Origin of the sequence: Streptomyces sp. WAC05374, from assembly GCF_004353505.1 — a bacterium.
In the GTDB taxonomy this organism is placed as follows: Bacteria; Actinomycetota; Actinomycetes; order Streptomycetales; family Streptomycetaceae; genus Streptomyces.
The window spans coordinates 344,838-361,328 of record NZ_SMNQ01000002.1; the positions used below are offsets into that span (position 1 = coordinate 344,838).

At 73.5% G+C, this 16,491-nt stretch carries 14 protein-coding genes; 7 read left to right on the forward strand and 7 right to left on the reverse strand.

What is annotated here, in order from left to right; translation table 11 throughout:
• Positions 1–163 precede the first annotated feature (163 nt).
• The 3 genes from E2B92_RS06550 to E2B92_RS06560 are packed head-to-tail and all read left to right on the forward strand — an operon-like array spanning position 164 to position 5,084.
• The gene (locus E2B92_RS06550; RefSeq protein WP_126883018.1) at positions 164–1,282 is read left to right on the forward strand and encodes an AAA family ATPase; all 1,119 of its coding nucleotides are present in this window, start codon (positions 164–166) and stop codon (positions 1,280–1,282) included.
• Positions 1,282–2,661: a DUF58 domain-containing protein gene (locus E2B92_RS06555; RefSeq protein WP_126883017.1), complete on the forward strand. Its 1,380-nt coding sequence runs from the start codon at positions 1,282–1,284 to the stop codon at positions 2,659–2,661. The genes E2B92_RS06550 and E2B92_RS06555 overlap by 1 nt, the downstream gene beginning before the upstream one ends.
• On the forward strand, positions 2,658–5,084 hold the full coding sequence (locus E2B92_RS06560; protein WP_126883016.1) for a transglutaminase TgpA family protein: 2,427 nt from the start codon (positions 2,658–2,660) through the stop codon (positions 5,082–5,084). The genes E2B92_RS06555 and E2B92_RS06560 overlap by 4 nt, the downstream gene beginning before the upstream one ends.
• Positions 5,085–5,430: 346 nt before the next feature.
• On the opposite strand, the gene E2B92_RS06565 is transcribed toward E2B92_RS06560, so the two are convergent.
• The 3 genes from E2B92_RS06565 to E2B92_RS06575 form a co-directional block, all read right to left on the reverse strand.
• A complete protein-coding gene (locus E2B92_RS06565) occupies positions 5,431–5,829 on the reverse strand; it encodes a DUF3040 domain-containing protein (RefSeq protein ID WP_126883015.1) in 399 nt (132 codons plus the stop codon).
• A gap of 266 nt (positions 5,830–6,095) precedes the next feature.
• Positions 6,096–6,854, reverse strand: coding sequence for a methyltransferase (locus tag E2B92_RS06570; protein WP_126883014.1), 759 nt, complete (start codon positions 6,852–6,854; stop codon positions 6,096–6,098).
• Between the two features lie 71 nt (positions 6,855–6,925).
• Entirely contained in the window at positions 6,926–7,411 is a 486-nt protein-coding gene (locus tag E2B92_RS06575) for an SAV_6107 family HEPN domain-containing protein (RefSeq protein ID WP_126883013.1), read from the reverse strand.
• A 155-nt stretch (positions 7,412–7,566) separates the two neighbouring features.
• Between E2B92_RS06575 and E2B92_RS06580 the strand changes: the two genes are divergently transcribed.
• The 4 genes from E2B92_RS06580 to E2B92_RS06595 all read left to right on the forward strand — a co-directional run bounded on the left by E2B92_RS06580 (position 7,567) and on the right by E2B92_RS06595 (position 13,284).
• Positions 7,567–8,643, forward strand: a complete 1,077-nt coding sequence (locus tag E2B92_RS06580; RefSeq protein WP_399430697.1) for an ATP-binding cassette domain-containing protein — start codon at positions 7,567–7,569, stop codon at positions 8,641–8,643.
• Entirely contained in the window at positions 8,615–10,708 is a 2,094-nt protein-coding gene (locus tag E2B92_RS06585; RefSeq protein WP_126883012.1) for a YhgE/Pip family protein, read from the forward strand. The genes E2B92_RS06580 and E2B92_RS06585 overlap by 29 nt, the downstream gene beginning before the upstream one ends.
• An 11-nt stretch (positions 10,709–10,719) precedes the next feature.
• A complete protein-coding gene (locus E2B92_RS06590) occupies positions 10,720–11,328 on the forward strand; it encodes a TetR/AcrR family transcriptional regulator (RefSeq protein WP_126883011.1) in 609 nt (202 codons plus the stop codon).
• Positions 11,329–11,769: 441 nt separating this feature from the next.
• Positions 11,770–13,284 carry a phytoene desaturase family protein gene (locus E2B92_RS06595; protein WP_185923461.1) on the forward strand — a complete coding sequence of 505 codons (1,515 nt, stop codon included), beginning with the start codon at positions 11,770–11,772 and terminating at the stop codon, positions 13,282–13,284.
• A gap of 50 nt (positions 13,285–13,334) precedes the next feature.
• Here the strand turns inward: E2B92_RS06595 and E2B92_RS06600 are convergent, their stop codons facing one another.
• From E2B92_RS06600 to E2B92_RS06620, 4 genes are all read right to left on the reverse strand, one after another.
• Positions 13,335–14,138 carry a hypothetical protein gene (locus E2B92_RS06600; RefSeq protein ID WP_126883010.1) on the reverse strand — a complete coding sequence of 268 codons (804 nt, stop codon included), beginning with the start codon at positions 14,136–14,138 and terminating at the stop codon, positions 13,335–13,337.
• Positions 14,139–14,188: 50 nt separating this feature from the next.
• Positions 14,189–15,106, reverse strand: a complete 918-nt coding sequence (metF, locus tag E2B92_RS06605) for a methylenetetrahydrofolate reductase [NAD(P)H] (RefSeq protein WP_126883009.1) — start codon at positions 15,104–15,106, stop codon at positions 14,189–14,191.
• Positions 15,107–15,253: 147 nt separating this feature from the next.
• The gene (gene thiE, locus E2B92_RS06610) at positions 15,254–15,907 is read right to left on the reverse strand and encodes a thiamine phosphate synthase (protein WP_126883008.1); all 654 of its coding nucleotides are present in this window, start codon (positions 15,905–15,907) and stop codon (positions 15,254–15,256) included.
• A gap of 172 nt (positions 15,908–16,079) precedes the next feature.
• Positions 16,080–16,445: an Rv2175c family DNA-binding protein gene (locus tag E2B92_RS06620; protein ID WP_126883007.1), complete on the reverse strand. Its 366-nt coding sequence runs from the start codon at positions 16,443–16,445 to the stop codon at positions 16,080–16,082.
• Positions 16,446–16,491 lie beyond the last annotated feature (46 nt).

The following is a 16,491-nucleotide window of genomic DNA, read 5'->3' on the forward strand; positions in this document are numbered from 1 at the left end:
TATCGCACGCGGTTGTCCACACCCGAGTGACACGTACGGGTAACGCCAACAAGAATGCGGGGGTGGCACCGCTCCTGAATGGTTCGGAGGCGGTGTCCGTGTTTCAAGGGTGGACCGTGCCGTCAGTCGTGCACGGCCCATGGAACGGGCCGAGGAGGGCCGTGTGACGACCTATGACGATCGAGCGAGCCTCACAGATCTGACCACCACAGCGGAACGGGTCCGCCGGTCGGTGGAGAGCGTGATCGAGGGCAAGCCTGAGGTCGTACGGCTTTCGCTGACCGTGCTGCTCGCCGAGGGACACCTCCTGATCGAGGATGTCCCCGGCGTCGGCAAGACGATGCTGGCCAAGGCACTGGCGCGGTCGATCGACTGCTCCGTGCGGCGCATCCAGTTCACGCCCGACCTGCTGCCGTCGGACATCACCGGCGTCTCGGTCTACGACCAGCAGCGGCGTGAGTTCGAGTTCAAGCCGGGTGCGATCTTCGCGCAGATCGTGATCGGCGACGAGATCAACCGCGCCTCCCCCAAGACCCAGTCGGCGCTGCTGGAGTCGATGGAGGAGCGCCAGGTCACCATGGACGGGCAGAGCTACGAACTGCCCAGCCCCTTCATGGTGGTGGCCACGCAGAACCCGGTCGAGATGGAGGGCACCTATCCGCTGCCCGAGGCCCAGCGCGACCGTTTCATGGCCCGGGTCTCGATCGGCTACCCGAGCGCCGAGGCCGAGCTCCAGATGCTGGACGTCCACGGCGGCATCTCGCCGCTCGACGACCTCCAGCCGGTGGCACACGCCCACGACATCGTGAAGCTGATCGACGCGGTGCGCATGGTGCACGTCTCGGAGGCGGTCCGGCGGTACGCGGTGGAGCTCGTCGCGGCCACCCGTACCCACCCCGACCTCCGGCTCGGCGCCTCGCCGCGCGCCACGCTGCACCTGCTGCGCGCCGCGAAGGCGTCCGCCGCGCTCAGCGGCCGGGACTACGCCCTGCCGGACGACGTCCAGGCGCTGGCCGTGCCCGTGCTGGCGCACCGGCTGCTGCCCACGTCCCAGGCCCAGCTCAACCGGCGCACCTCCGAGCAGGTCGTGCGGGACATCCTCCAGCGCACCCCGGTGCCCACGGCCGCGCCGCCCAGGTCCGGCGGACCGGTGGCCGGTGGCCCCGTCGCCGGCGGGCACCACCTGCCGAACGGGCAGATGCCCGGCGGGCACGTGTCCGGCGGCACGGTGTCCGGCGCACCGCTGTACGGCCAGCAGCAGCCCGGCGTACGGCGGCTGTGATGGCGGCCGGGGGGCCCGCCGCCCGGGAGGGCGAGAGCATGGGCGGGGTACGGGCCGCCCTGGGTGGGCTGACCACGCGCGGCCGGTCGTTCCTGGCGGCCGGCATCGCGGCGGCGATCTGCGCGTACGTACTGGGTCAGGGTGACCTGCTGCGGGTCGGGCTGCTGCTCGCCGTGCTGCCGCTGATCTGCGTCACCGTCCTGTACCGCACCCGCCACCAGGTGGCGGGCAGCCGGCGGCTGTCGCCGCAGCGGGTGGCGGCGGGCGCCGAGGCGCGCGTGCACCTGCGGATGGAGAACGTCTCCCGGCTGCCCACCGGGCTGCTCATGCTCCAGGACCACGTGCCGTACGTGCTGGGGCCCCGGCCCCGGTTCGTGCTCGACCGGGTGGAGGCGGGCGGGCGCCGCGAGGTGTCCTACCGGGTCCGCTCGGACCTGCGCGGGCGCTACCCGCTGGGGCCTCTCCAGCTCCGGCTGAGCGACCCCTTCGGCATGTGCGAGCTGACCCGCTCGTTCAGCGCGTACGACATGCTCACGGTCGTCCCGCGCACCGAGCCGCTGCCGCCGACACGCCTGTCGGGCGAGGCCTCCGGGTACGGCGAGGGGCGGCAGCGTTCGCTGGCGCTGGCCGGCGAGGACGACGTGATCCCGCGCGAGTACCGCTACGGCGACGACCTGCGGCGGGTGCACTGGCGGTCCACCGCGCGGTACGGCGAGCTGATGGTGCGCCGCGAGGAACAGCCGCAGCGGGCCAGGTGCACGGTGCTGCTCGACACCCGGGCGGTGGCCTACCAGGGCGCCGGGCCGGACTCCGCCTTCGAGTGGGCGGTCTCCGGCGCCGCGTCGGTGCTCGTGCACATGCTGGAGCGGGGCTTCACGGTGCGGCTGCTCACCGACGAGGGCGGCGCCCTGCCCGGCGACGCCGGGGACGGGTTCGCCGGCTCGGCCCAGGACTCCGCCGACGCGGCCGGCCTGATGATGGACGCGCTCGCGGTCGTCGACCACTCCGACGGAGCGGGGCTCTCGCGCGCGTACGACCTGCTGCGCGGCGGGAACGAGGGGCTGCTGGTGGCGTTCATCGGCGACCTGGACGAGGAGCAGGCCGCGGTGGCGGCCCGGATGCGGCAGCGCAGCGGCGCGGCCGTCGCCTTCGTCCTGGACAGCGGCACCTGGCTGACCGGCGGTGCGGTGGCCGGTGCCGTGGAGGACACTCTGCGGCGCCTGCGCGACGCGGGGTGGACCGCGGTGGCCGTGCCGCCCGGGGCGTCGCTCACCGAACTGTGGCGGCACGCCGGCCGGGCACGCCCGGGAGCGGACACGGCGGGCGGCGCCGCGAGCGGCATGAGCGGGATGACAGGGGTTTCGGGGGGTTGGTCATGAGTGGTCGCGGGAGGCTGGCGCTGTGCGCCTTCGCCGCCACGCTGATGGCGGCGGGCGCACTGCTGCCCCTGGTCGATCCGGCCACCTGGATCGTCCAGGCCGCGGTGCTGGTCGCGGCGCAGAGCGGCGCGGGCGCGCTGGTACGGCGGTGGTCGTCGGCCCGCGCGCTGACCGTGGCGGTCCAGGCCCTGGTGGCCCTGATGGCGCTGACGGTCGTCTTCGTCCGGGACCACGCGGTCGCCGGGTTCCTGCCGGGGCCGGACGCCGTGCGCCAGTTCGGCGTGCTGCTGACCACGGGTGCGGACGACGTCGCGAAGTACGCGACCCCGGCGCCCGAGACGGACGGCATCAGGCTGATGCTGGTCGGCGGCGTGCTGGTGATCGGGCTGGCGGTGGACGTCCTCGCGGTGACGTTCCGCAGCGCCGCCCCGGCGGGCCTGCCGCTGCTGGCGCTGTACTCGGTCGCGGCCGGGCTGTCGGGCGGCGGCGCGAGCTGGCTGTGGTTCCTGCTGGCGGCCGTCGGCTACCTGCTGCTCCTGCTGGCCGAGGGCCGCGACCGGCTCTCCCAGTGGGGCCGGGTCTTCGGCGGCGCGCCGCCCGCCACCCGGCGCGGCCGGGGCACGGGCGGGCCCGCCCCGGGCGGCGGCCCGGTGGCACCGGTGCGCACGGGACGGCGGATCGGCGTGGTGGCCCTGGGCATCGCGCTGGCCGTGCCGGCCGTGCTGCCGTCGCTCGGCGGCGGACTGCTGGACACCGCGGGCGCCGCGGGCGGTGAGGGCGGCGGGGGCACCATTTCCGCGGTCAACCCGCTGGTGTCCCTCCAGGACAACCTGACCCAGCCGGAGGACCGCGAGGTGCTGCGCTACCGCACCAACGCGGAGGAGACCTCCGGGATGTACCTGCGCCTGGTGGCGCTCGACCAGTTCGACGGCACCTCCTGGAAGACCTCCCAGCGCCCCATCGGCGACGTACCGGAGGATCTGCCGCGCCCGGACGGGCTGAACGGGGGCGTCGCCACCACCGAGATCACCACGAACGTCTCCGCGTCCGACTCCTACGAGCAGAAGTGGCTCCCGCTGCCCTACCCGGCGACCCGGGTCGACATCGGCGGCCGCTGGCGCTACGAGCCCGCCGGGCGCATGCTCGTCGGCGACGAGGGCCAGACCACCAAGGGCGTGCAGTACTCGGTGCGCAGCCTGGTCCTGAACCCCACCCCGGAACAGCTCGCGAAGGCTCCCGCGGCCCCGGAGGCGCTGGCGCGCGAGTACACCAGGGTGCCCGAGGGGCTGCCCCAGGACGTGAAGTCGACGGCGCTGCGGGTCACCAAGGACGCGGCGAACGACTACGAGCGGGCGGTGAAGCTCCAGGACTGGTTCGCCGTGGAGGGCGGCTTCCGCTACGACACCGAGGTGTCGTCGGGCACGGGGGTCACCGCGATCTCCCAGTTCCTGAAGAACAAGGAGGGGTTCTGCATCCACTTCTCCTTCTCGATGGCGGCCATGGCCCGGACGCTGGACATTCCGGCGCGGGTCGCGGTCGGCTTCACCCCGGGCGCCCCGCAGTCGGAGGGCGTCATGTCGGTGGGCATCCGCGACGCCCACGCCTGGCCCGAGCTGTACTTCGAGGGCGTGGGGTGGACCCGCTTCGAGCCGACGCCGACGCGCGGCTCCGTGCCCGAGTACACCCGGCAGGAGACGCCGACGGGTGAGCCGAGCACTCCGGCCGCGCCCGAGGAGAGCGCCACCACGGCGCCCTCCGCGCAGCCTTCCGTCCAGGAGAGCTGCCCGCCCCAGGCGCGGCGGCTGGGCGAGTGCGGCGACACCGAGGAGCCGGGCGCCGTCGCCGCTGGTGACACGGGTCCGCCGTGGGGCACGATCCTGCTCGTCGCCGGGACCGTGGTGGCGGTGGTGCTGATACCGCTGCTGCCGCTGCTGTGGCGGGTCCGGGTACGGGCCCGGCGCCTCGGTACGGCGGGGCGCGGCGCCGAGGACGCGGCCGCCCGGACCCTGGCGGTCTGGGAGGAGGTCCTCGACACGGCGTGGGACTACGGCATCCCGCCGGACGAGTCGCAGACGCCCCGCAGGACGGCGGTCCGCCTCCTCCTGCTGGGCAAGCTGGAGGGCGCGCCGGCCGAGGCGGTGCACCGGGTGGCCGACGCGGTGGAGCAGGTCCTCTACGCCCCGCGGCCACGTCCCGCGGCCGGCCTGGCCGAGGACGCCACCCGTGTCCGCGAGGGCCTGGCCGCCGGCGTGGGCCGGAAGCACCGGCTGCGCGCACTGCTCGCCCCGCGGTCGGCCGTCCGGGTGGTCTGGGCGGTCTCGGACCGCTGGACGGCTCTCACGACCCGCTGGGCCGACCAGCGCGGCCGTGTCGTGGCCCGCTGCTCCACGCTGCTGCGCCGCCCCAGCCGCCAGCGCGGCTGAGCGGCTGCCGCGTCATCGCACCGAAGCCCCCGGCTTTATGCCGGGGGCTTCGGTGTTGGTGGCGGTGCGTGCGCGGCTCAGGTGTGGTGGACGCGAGGTCCAGGGCGGTGGTGCCAGGCTCGGGCACGGGCCGGTGGCCGGCCGGGCGCACTGGGGGTGGGCCGCCTGGCCGAGGGCAGCGAGCGGTGGGCGCCCCCGGTTCGGTGGGGCGCACGGGGGCGAATCCGGGCGCGGGGCCCGGCACGGGGTGGGCGTCGTGGGGCGCGGGCTGCGCTCCGGTGCGCCCGGGCAGGCGTGGCTGAGGGGCGGCCGCGCGCGCGGTCGCCCCTCAGTCGTCACTCTGCTTTCAGTGGCCTTGCTCGTCGCGGCGGCGCTGCCACCGCTGCTCGATCCGGTCCATCATCGAGCGGCGCTGTCGCGGGTGGTGCCGGCCGCCGTGGGCCGTGCCTCCCTCGGCCTGCTGCTCGCCCGGCTTGGGCGCCTTGCGCCATCCGGTGACCGCGAGGACCGCACAGCCGAGCATGACGAGGAATCCCACCACGCTGATCCAGATCTGCTGCGCGACCATTCCGGCCATGAGGAGCGCGATACCCACCAGGAAGCCTGCGACCGCCTGGTAGACCCGTCGCCGGGTGTATGTACGCAGCCCGCTTCCCTCGAGCGCTGTCGCGAACTTGGGATCTTCGGCGTACAGCGCTCGCTCCATCTGCTCGAGCATTCGCTGCTCGTGCTCCGAGAGCGGCACGGAGTCCTCCTCGTCGTCGGTCGCTGGGGGCGACCGGTATGCGGCCCTTTCAGGATAGGCAGGGATTCGCCCCCGTGAAACCCGCCCTCTGTGCCATTTCACCGATCGGGCCGCCATGCCGGTTCGGCTGGTGAGGCGTTGATTCCCCGTCCTCCGATCCGTCATGCCGGATGGTGTCCCTCGATCATACGGGGATCGGGACGCGAGCGGGGGGCCTGTGGCGTACTCCATCTGCGGCTGCGCCGCTGATCAGCCCCCTGCTCGGCTCAGCCTCGCTTTTCGCCCAGGACGTGCAGTTGGGTGGCGACCGAGTGGAACGCGGGCAGCTCGGCGGCCGCCTCCTCCAGTTTGAGGAGCGCGTCCAGGGCGCTCGGCTCGGTGTCGACCAGGACGCCCGGCACGAGGTCGGCGAAGACCCTTACGCCGTGCACGGCGCCGACCTCCACGCCGGCCGCCTCGACGGCCTCCGTGAGCTGCTCGGCCGTGAAGCGCCGGGGCACCGGGTCGCCCTCGCCCCAGCGCCCGGCCGGGTCGGTGAGCGCGCGGCGGGCCTCCGTGAAGTGCCCGGCGAGCGCCCGCGCGAGCACCGCGCCGCCGAGCCCGGCCGCGAGCAGGCTGAGCGCGCCGGCGGGGCGCAGCGCCTCCACGACGTTGCGCACGCCCTCCGCGGGGTCGTCCACGTACTCCAGGACCCCGTGGCACAGCACCACGTCGTAGCCGCCGCGCTCGACGACATCGAACAGGCCGTGGACGTCGCCCTGCACGCCCCGGACCCGGTCGGCGACACCAGCCTCGGCGGCGCGGCGCTCCAGGGCGAACAGCGCGTTGGGGCTGGGGTCGACGACGGTGACCCGGTGCCCGAGCCGCGCGACGGGCACGGCGAAGTTCCCGCTGCCACCGCCGGTGTCGAGGACGTCCAGGCTGTCCTTGCCGGTCGCCTTGACCCGTCGGTCGAGGGCGTCCTCGAGAACGTCCCACACCACGGCGGTACGAAGGGAGGCGCGGGGGCGCTGCGGGTCCGACACGGCAGTTGACTCCTCGGTGACGGTTGACGAACGCTTCCCACCCTATGGCCTGACGGACCGTGCCCGGTCCTTCAATCCGGCCGGCCCGACGCCCGCCTCAGGGCCCGTGGCTGCGGCAGCACCGGCTGGGGCACCAGCATGCGCTCCACCAGGCCCAGGAACATGGTCACGTCCCGGATCAGGTCGTCCGCGTCGCGGCTGGTCGCCGCGCCCTGGATGCCCGCCTCGGCACGCGCCCGGCGGGACGCTCCCGCGGCGAACAGGGCGCTCCACTCGGTCAGCTCGGGCGCCATCTCCGGCAGGACGTCCCACGCGCTGCGTATCTGTCGCCGTTTGCGCGGGGTGGTCTCCGGGCGGCCCCGGACCGCGAGCACGGCGGCCGCGGTGCGGAGGGCGGCGAGGTGCGCGGTGGCGTACCGCTCGTTCGGGGTCTCGAGGGTGGTCGCCTCTTCCAGGCCCGCGCGGGCCTGGTCGAGCAGGTCGAGGGCGGCGGGGGGTGCCGAGGCGCGACGCAGTACGGGGTGGACGTCGCTCGCCGCCGCGTGGGAACCGGCCATGACGAACCTCCTGTCGTCGTGTGACGGCGCTGTGGCCGTATGTGTCCATCGTGCAGGCCACCACTGACAATCGCCCCTGACCTGGCATTTTGCTTCGATCGAAGGTTCGGAGTAAGTTTTTGCACTGACTGGTCAGTTCAAAGAAATGGGGGCTCGTGGACCACCAGGACGACGACCTGGAACGCCCGGAGAAGCGGGAAGCGGAAGGCACGGGGGAAGACGCGGGCGCAGGCAAGGGAGCCGAGGCGGCCCCTACGGACGACAAGACCGAGACGGCCGGCGCGGCTGACACGGACGACAAGGCCGCTTCGGCCGCCAAGCCCGGCACGCCCGCCACCGCTCGCACCGCCGACAAGGCCGCCACCGACAGCGAGGCCGCCGCAGCGGACACCGTCGCCGCAGCCGACACCGCCGGCGCGCACGCCGCTGACGGCGGCATCACGGACGCCACCGCCGCCGCCACGGACGACCGCCCCGCCGACCCCGCGGACCGCCCCCGGGTCCCGCAGGTGCGCGGCGCGGCCGTGGTCGCCGAGGGGTTCGGGCTCAAGGGGCCCCGCGGCTGGGCGTTCCGCGGCATCACGGTGGACGCGGCACCCGGCTCCCTGGTGACGATCGAGGGGCCGTCCGGCTCCGGACGCACCTGCCTGCTGCTCGCCCTCACCGGCCGGATGCGCCCGACCGAGGGCCACGCGGACGTCGGCGGGCTGCGGCTGCCGCGCAAGATGGCCGCCGTACGCAGGATCAGCGCGCTCGGCCCGGTGCCCGGGGTCAGCGACCTCGACCCGGCGCTGACCGTCGCCGAGCACCTGCGTGAACGCGCCCTGCTCCAGCGACGGTTCGACGGCTCCCCCTTCGACCTGCTGCGCCCGCGCGCCCAGCGCGCCGCCTCGCGGGCGCGCGTCCGGGCCGCACTGGACGCCGTCGGGCTGGACCTGGCGACCCTGCCCAAGGCGGACCGCACGTCCGTCCGGGACCTGGAGCGGCTGGAGGCGCTGCGCCTGTCGATCGCCCTGGCCCTGATCGGCGAGCCGCGCCTGCTGGCCGTCGACGACACCGACATCAAGCTCTCCGGCGCCGACCGCGCCGAGGCCTGGTCGCTGCTGCGCTCCATCGCCGGCCGCGGCACGACCGTGCTGGCCGTGTGCAGTGAGGCGCCCGACGACACGATCACCATCCGGACCACCGAGGAGGGGGCGGCCGATGCGCTCGCCGAAACTGGCCGCGCTTGAGCTGAAGCGGTTCGGCAGGGGGAAGCTGCCGCGTGCCGCGCTCGTGGCGGTCCTGCTGCTGCCGCTGCTGTACGGGGCGCTGTACCTGTGGTCCTTCTGGGACCCGTACGGCAGGCTCGAGAAGCTGCCCGTCGCGCTCGTCAACGAGGACAAGGGCGCCACCACGGACGGCAAGAGGATCACCGCGGGCGACGACATCACCAGGAACCTGCGCGAGAGCAAGGTGTTCGAGTGGCACGAGGTGAGCGACGCCGAGGCGCGTGAGGGCGTCGAGAACGGTACGTACTACCTGTCGCTCACGATGCCGGGCGACTTCAGCGCACGCATCGCGTCCAGTTCCGGTGCCACCCCCGAGACCGGCGCCCTCCAGGTGCGGACGAACGACGCCAACAACTACATCGTGGGGCAGATCTCGCGGACCGTGTTCGCCGAGGTCCGTACCGCCGCGTCGACGAAGTCGTCCCGCTCGTTCCTGGACAAGATCTTCATCAAGTTCTCCGACCTCCACGACGCCACCGAGAAGGCGGCCAAGGGCGCCGACAAGCTCAAGAGCGGTGCCGCGAAGGCGAAGAAGGGGTCCAAGGACCTGTCCGACGGCCTCACCGACGCCAAGAAGGGCAGCGGTGAGCTGGCGGGCGGCCTGAAGAAGCTCGACAAGGGCGCGGCCGACCTGGAGACCGGCGCCCGGCAGGTCGCCGGCGGCACCCAGGTGCTCGCGGACAAGGTCAACGCGGTCGCCGCCGACGTACGTCCGTACCTCAAGGACAACGGCAAGAAGATCGGCGACTCCGCCCGGCTGGTCTCCGACTTCTCCCAGGGCATGCGCAACAGCCTGGACCTCATCGTGAAGAGCGGGCCCACCCTGAGGGCCGGCGCGCACGTGGCCGCCGACGAGCTCGCCGCCCTCCACAAGGAGGAGTGCGAGGACAAGCCGCTCCCCGACACCACGCTGTGCCCGAAGATGGAGAGGGCGAAGACCGCGTCCGCCGACGTGGCGAAGATCGCCGACGACCTGGGCGTCCTGGCCGCGGACAGCAACGGCGACCTGAAGAAGCTGGACGCGCAGCTCAAGGACCTCCAGACCAAGGCGGACGCCCTCGCCAAGCGGGCGCCGAACCTGGACTCGGACCTCGCCTACGCCGTGGGCAAGATCAACGAGCTGAACGCCGGCGCCCACAAGGTCGCCACCGGTGCCGACACCCTCCACACCGGTCTGACCACCGCCAAGTCGGGCTCCACGGAGCTGGACAGCGGCGTGGGCAGGCTCAAGAAGGGCGCCGGCGAGCTGGACAGCGGCCTGTACAAGCTGGCCGACGGCTCGACCGAGCTGGCCACCGGCCTCAACGACGGCGTCGAGAAGATCCCCGACTACGACAAGGACGACCGCGACCGCCGCACCGAGGTGATGGCCGACCCGGTCAAGCTCGCCTCCAAATCGCTGCACAAGGCGCCCAACTACGGCACCGGATTCGCCCCGTACTTCATCCCGCTCTCCCTCTGGGTGGGCGCCATGGTGGCGTACATGCTGATCCAGCCGCTCAACCGCCGCGCGCTCGCCGCCGGCGCCTCCGCCTGGCGCATCGCGCTGGCCGGCTGGCTCCCGGTCGCCACGATCGGCGTCCTCCAGGTGGCCGCCCTGATGTCCGTCCTGCACTGGGCGCCGGGCCTGGGCCTGGAAATGGCGCGCCCCGCCGGGACGGTGGGCTTCCTGCTGCTGGTCACCTGCTGCTTCGCCGCGATCATCCAGTGGTTGAACGCCCGCTTCGGCGCCGCCGGACGCATCCTCGTCCTGGCCCTGCTGATGCTCCAGCTCACGTCGGCCGGCGGCACGTACCCCGTGCAGACCAGCCCCGGCTTCTTCAACGCGATCCACCCCTTCCTGCCGATGACGTACGTCGTCGAGGCACTGCGCCGGCTCATCACCGGCGGCGGCATCGGGCCGGTCTGGCAGGCCTGCGCCGTCCTGGCCGCCTTCACCGTGGGCGCGCTCGCGCTGACCGCCCTCTCGGCGCGCGGCAAGCAGGTGTGGAGCCTGGATCGCCTGCACCCGGAGCTGAGCCTGTGAAAATTGACGCCATGGACACCCAGAGCAGCAGACGGCAGGCCACCCGCACCAAGCTCTACGAGGCCGCTGTGACCCTCATCGCCGAGCAGGGCTTCTCGGCGACGACCGTGGACGAGATCGCGGAGCGCGCCGGGGTGGCCAAGGGCACGGTCTACTACAACTTCAAGAGCAAGACCGAGCTCTTCGAGGAGCTGCTGCGGCACGGGGTGGGGCTGCTCACCGAGTCCCTGCGGGCCGCCGCCGACGAGACGGCGGCCCGTGGCGGGACCAGGGTCCAGGCGCTGGACGCGATGATCCGGGCCGGTCTGGTGTTCATCGACCGGTACCCGGCCTTCACCCAGCTCTACGTGGCGGAGCTGTGGCGCACCAACCGCGCCTGGCAGTCGACCCTCCTGGTGGTGCGCCAGGAGGCGGTCGCCGTCGTCGAGACGGTGCTGCGGGAGGGTGTCGCGGCCGGTGAGCTGAGCGACGAGATCGACATCCCGCTCACCGCGGCCGCGCTGGTCGGGATGGTGCTGGTGGCGGCGCTGGACTGGCAGGCGTTCCAGCGTGAGCGGTCCATCGACGACGTCCACTCGGCCCTGTCCCGGCTCCTGCACGGCCGGGTGAGCGGCCGCTGACAGGGGTCCGGGCACCCAGCCGGGTCAGGTCACGGGCCCTGGCACGGAGCCGGGTGGGCGGCCGCTGAGAGGTCCGTACACGGAAGAAGCCGGTCCGGTGAGGCTCGATCCCCCCGAGCCTCACCGGACCGGCGTCATTCCCCCGTGTCCCCCGATTTCCCCCGTCCCCCGTGCGTTCCCCCGTGTCCCCCCGGTCGGAGAGCCCTGACCTCGTACATCCCCCGTAAGGTCCCGGGCCCTCCTTTGTGCACCCCCGTTCCGTCAGGTGCGCGGTTCCGGTTCCGCCGCCCCGTGTCGGCGGTTCCGGCCCCGCGCCCCTTCCGTGGTCTCCACTCTTCCGTCCGGGCCCCTCCGGCCCCATCCGCGTACCTACTCATCTCGCCCCCTAGGTACGGGTACTCAGGAGTCCGTGCTCATGCCCAGCCGGATAGGGTCCGTGGCATGGCACGGATTGTGGTGATCGGCGCGGGGATGGGCGCCATGGCGGCGGCGGCCCGGCTGGCCGTGGCGGGGCACCGGGTGACGGTGTACGAGCGCGCGGAGACCTACGGCGGGGCGGTCGGCCGGTACGAGCGGGACGGCTTCGCCTTCGACACCGGACCGGGGCTGCTGCACCTTCCCGCCGTGTACCGGGACCTGTTCGTGAAGACGGGCAAGGAGCCCTTGGAGCGGTGCGTCGGACTGACCCAGGTCGACCCCGCGAGCCGGCACGTCTTCGCCGACGGTACGGCCGTCTCGCTGCCGAACGCCTCCCGGGCCGGGATCGTCTCCGCGCTGGACGCCGCGCTCGGCGCGGGCGCGGGGGCGACGTGGGGCGAGTTCCTGAACCGATCGCGGGACGCCTGGGACCGGTCACGCAGACCGCTGCTGGAGGAGCCGCTGCCGGCCGACGTGACGCCTTTCGCGCGTGATCCGTACCCGGCGCTGAAGACCGGTCTGCTGCGCCGTACGGCGGGCACGCTCGCCGAGGTGGGGCGGCGCGAGCTGCGCGACGCGCGTCTCACGGCCCTGCTGGAGAGCCATGCCCTCGCGTACGGCTTCGATCCGGCGACCGCTCCGGCCGCCGCCGCCGTCCTGCCGTACATGGAGCAGACCTTCGGGACCTGGTACGTGAGCGGCGGCATCCGGGCGCTGGCGGACGCCGTGTACGAGCGGTGCCTCCAGCGGCGGGTGGAGTTCGTCTTCGGTACCGAGGTGACCGGTGTGGTCGTCAAGGACGGCCGGGCGGTCGGGGTCGAGCAGGCCGGCGGGGAGGTGGCCGACGCCGACCACGTGGTCGCGGGCGCTCCCCTGCCGGCGCTGTACCGGGACCAGGTCGTGGAGTGGGACTCCCAGGACGAGTGGCCGCGCCACCAGGACGGCGTGCGGACGGGCCGGGTCACGGTGTGCCTGGCCCTGCGCGGGGCGCGGGAGCCGGGCGCGGTGCACCGGACGGTGGTGCACTCCACCGACCGGGCGGACGAGCTGGACGCCCTCGCGCACGGGCGGCTGTGCGACCGGCCCACGGTCGTCGTGCTGCGCCCCGGCGACGAGCGGCTGCGCCCGGACGGCGACCACGAGTCGGTGACGGTCACCGCGACCGTCCCGGCGGGCGGGCCGTTCTCCTCGGGGAACCTGTGGGGCGAGGACGGGGGGCCGGCCGTGGAGGGCTTCGCCGACCGGATGGTCCAGGCCGCCGAGGCCGCCGTGCCGGGGCTGCGGGAGCGGCTGCTGTGGCGGGTGGTGCGTACTCCGGCCGACACCTCACGGGAGACGGGCGAGTTCCGGGTGCCCGGTCCGGCGCTGGCCGGTGCGCGGGGTGCGCTGCTGCCCGCGGCGAACCCCGCGCCGGTGGGCGGGCTGTACTTCGCCGGTGGCTGGGCCCACCCGGGCGGCGGGCTGGCCCACGCCGGGATGTCGGGCGCCCTGGTGGCCGGGCTGATCGTGGAGGGCGCGGGTTTCCGCGGCTCGCAGTAGCGGCGCGCCGGGAGGGCGCCCCCGGGGCTCGGGAGCGGCGTCCGAGGGGCTCAGTAGCGGTACTGCTGGTCGCTCTGGCCCGGGTCGTAGCCGTACGGCGGCTGCTGCGGGGGCAGCGGCTCCGCGTCGCGCTGCTGCGGGACCCAGACGCCGCCGGGCGGGGTGTCCGTGCCGTACTGCGGGGCGTAGGGGTCGGCGTACTGCTGCTGGCCGCCGTAGCCGGTGTCGTACGGGGCGGTGCCGGCGTACGGGTCGGCGTACCCGGCGTACCCCTGCTGCTGGTCGGTGCCGTAGGCGTAGGCGGCCGTCGCGTAGCCGCCCTGCTGGTCGTAGGCGGGGGCGGCGTAGGTGCCGTAGCCCTCGTCGTACGCGGCGGCGGCCGGGTCGGCCGGGGCGGAGGCGTGGCCGGGCGTGGCGCCGTAGACGCCGTACTGCCCTGTGTCGTCGGGCAGCGGCTCGGGGGCGTAGACCGCCGTCGTCTCGGCGGCCGTCGGCTCCTGCCCCTGCTCCCGGTCCCCGTACGCCAGGTCCGAGACCTCCAGGGTCGGTCCGGGGGCCGCGCCCGCGGCCCCGGCCTTGCGGCGGCGGCTGGCCCCGGGGCGGCCGCCGAGCGCCCAGCCGGTCGAGAAGCCGCGCCGGAAGGAGAGCGTCACGTACGTCTGGCCGATCGCGAACGCGATCGCGCCCGCGCCGATCACGGGGACGGACGGCAGCAGCACGCCCAGGACCACGCCCAGGAAGCCGGCGAAGGCGAGCAGCCGCCAGCGCAGCCGGGCCTTGTACTGCAGGAGCACCTCACCGAGCAGCCACAACGCGACGAAGCCGAACGCGATGTAGAGGACCGTCCAGCCCATGCCCGCCCCTCTCGTACGGCCCCCCGCCCGGGACTGGCGGGTACGGCCGGTCAGGACTGCTCGTGCAGTCCGAGATTTTCGTAGATCTCGAGCGTCGCCGTGGAGTTGTTGAGCGTGATGAAGTGCAACCCGGGGACACCCTCGGAGAGCAGTCGTGCGCAGAACTCCGTCGCGAACTCGATGCCAATGGAGCGTACAGCGGCCGGATCGTCCTTGACCGCGTGGATGCGCTCTTTCAGCTCGGGCGGGAAGTGGGCGTTGCTGAGCTGGGCGAACCGTTCGATCTGCTTGACGCTGGTGACGGGCATGATCTCGGGGATGATCGGCGTCTCGCAGCCCAGGGCCGCGACCCGGTCACGCAGCCGCAGATAGTCCTCGGGGAAGAAGAACATCTGGGTGATCGCGTAGTCCGCGCCCGCGCGGCACTTGTCCACGAAGTGCCGGATGTCGGTGTCCCAGTCGGTGGAGCGCGGGTGCATCTCGGGGAAGGCGGCGACGCCGACGCAGAAGTCGCCGGACTCCTTGATCAGCCGGACCAGGTCGGCGGCGTACCGCACGCCCTGGGGGTGCGGGACCCACTCGCCCATGGGGTCGCCGGGCGGGTCGCCCCGGACGGCGAGGATGTTCCTGATGTCGGCGTCGGCGTACTGGCCGATCATGTTGCGCAGCTCGGCGATCGTGTGGTCGACGGCGGTGAGGTGCGCGACGGGGGTGAGCGTGGTGTCGGCGGCGATCTCCTGCGTGGCCTTGACCGTCCCGGCCCTGGTGGAGCCGCCGGCTCCGTACGTCACGGAGACGAAGCTCGGCGCCACGGCCTCGACGCGGCGCAGCGCGTTCCAGAGGTTCCGCTCGCCCTTCTCGGTCTTGGGCGCCCAGAACTCGAAGGAGTACGACGTCTTGCCGGTCGCGAGCAGATCGCGCACCGTCCGTGCGCGATCTGTCCTGGTGGAAGGTGTGCCTAGGGCCATACGGGCAGGTTAGCCACGGGTCGGGCGTCACCCAACCAGAGCAGGGTATTTTGTCGCTTTTGCCGGGTTGTTGTCCACCCCTTGGACACTCGTGGACAGCTCGGCGGCCAGGTCGGGGCCCGTGCCCGGCTCGTGGAGGAGGTCCGGCTACGCCGTGCGCTCGCGGACCCGCTTGGCCAGCGCCGCCGTGGCCGCCGCCGGGTCGTCGGCCTCGGTGATCGCCCGGACGACGACGATCCGGCGGGCGCCGGCGTCCAGCACCTGGTCCAGTTTGCCCGCGTCGATGCCGCCGATCGCGAACCACGGCCGCTCCTGGTCCAGCGACGCCGCGTACCGCACGAGGTCCAGCCCCGGCGCGTACCGCCCCGGCTTGGTGGGCGTGGGCCAGCACGGTCCCGTGCAGAAGTAGTCCACGCCCGGCTCGGCGACCGCCGCGTCCACCTCGGCCTCCGCGTGCGTGGAGCGGCCCACCAGCACCTCGTCCCCGAGGATGTCGCGGGCGGCCGGCACGGGCAGGTCGCCCTGGCCCAGGTGCAGCACGTCGGAGCCGATCGCGTGCGCGACGTCGGCCCGGTCGTTCACCGCGAGCAGCTTGCCGTGCCGGCGGCAGGCGTCGGCGAACACCGCCAGGTGCTCCAGCTCCTCGCCGGCCTCCATGCCCTTGTCGCGCAACTGCACGATGTCGACGCCGGAGGTGAGCACGGCGTCGAGGAACTCGGACAGGTCGCCCTGGAGCCTGCGGGCGTCCGTGCAGAGGTAGAGCCGGGCGTCGGCCAGTCGGGCTGCGCGTGCGGTGGACATGAGGTGTTCCCCCCGTTGGTGCGGCGGTGTACGGGCCGGGGACTTCCCCGGCCCGTACACCGCCTGGTGTCGGTGTTCCGCCCGGCGCGGGCCGCGGGGCCCCCGCCGGGACGGCCGGGCGCCCGCCGGGACCGCCGGGCGCCTGCCAGGACGTCGGGCGGCTGCCCGGACGTCAGACGGCGAGCGCCTGGGCCCGGCGCTTCACCTCCGTGCCGCGATTCTCGCTGAGCGCCTGCGCGGGCGTGCCCGGCAGGGACGGGTCGGGGGTGAAGAGCCACTCGAGCATCTCTTCGTCGGTGAAGCCGTCGTCCTTCAGGAGCGTCAGGGTCCCGGCGAGACCCTTGACCACCTTGCCGTCCTTGATGAAGGCGGCAGGAACCTGAAGCGTCCGGTTCTCACCCCGGCGCACGGCGATGAGCTGGCCCTCCTTGACAAGCTGCCGCACGCGCGTCACCTCGACATCGAGCATTTCCGCGATGTCGGGCAGGTGGAGCCAGTCGGGGACGAGAGCATCGATCTTTGCGTCAATCTCGGTCACGGCACTAGCGTGCCATCCCGCACTGACAGTCGGTACCCGGGCTACG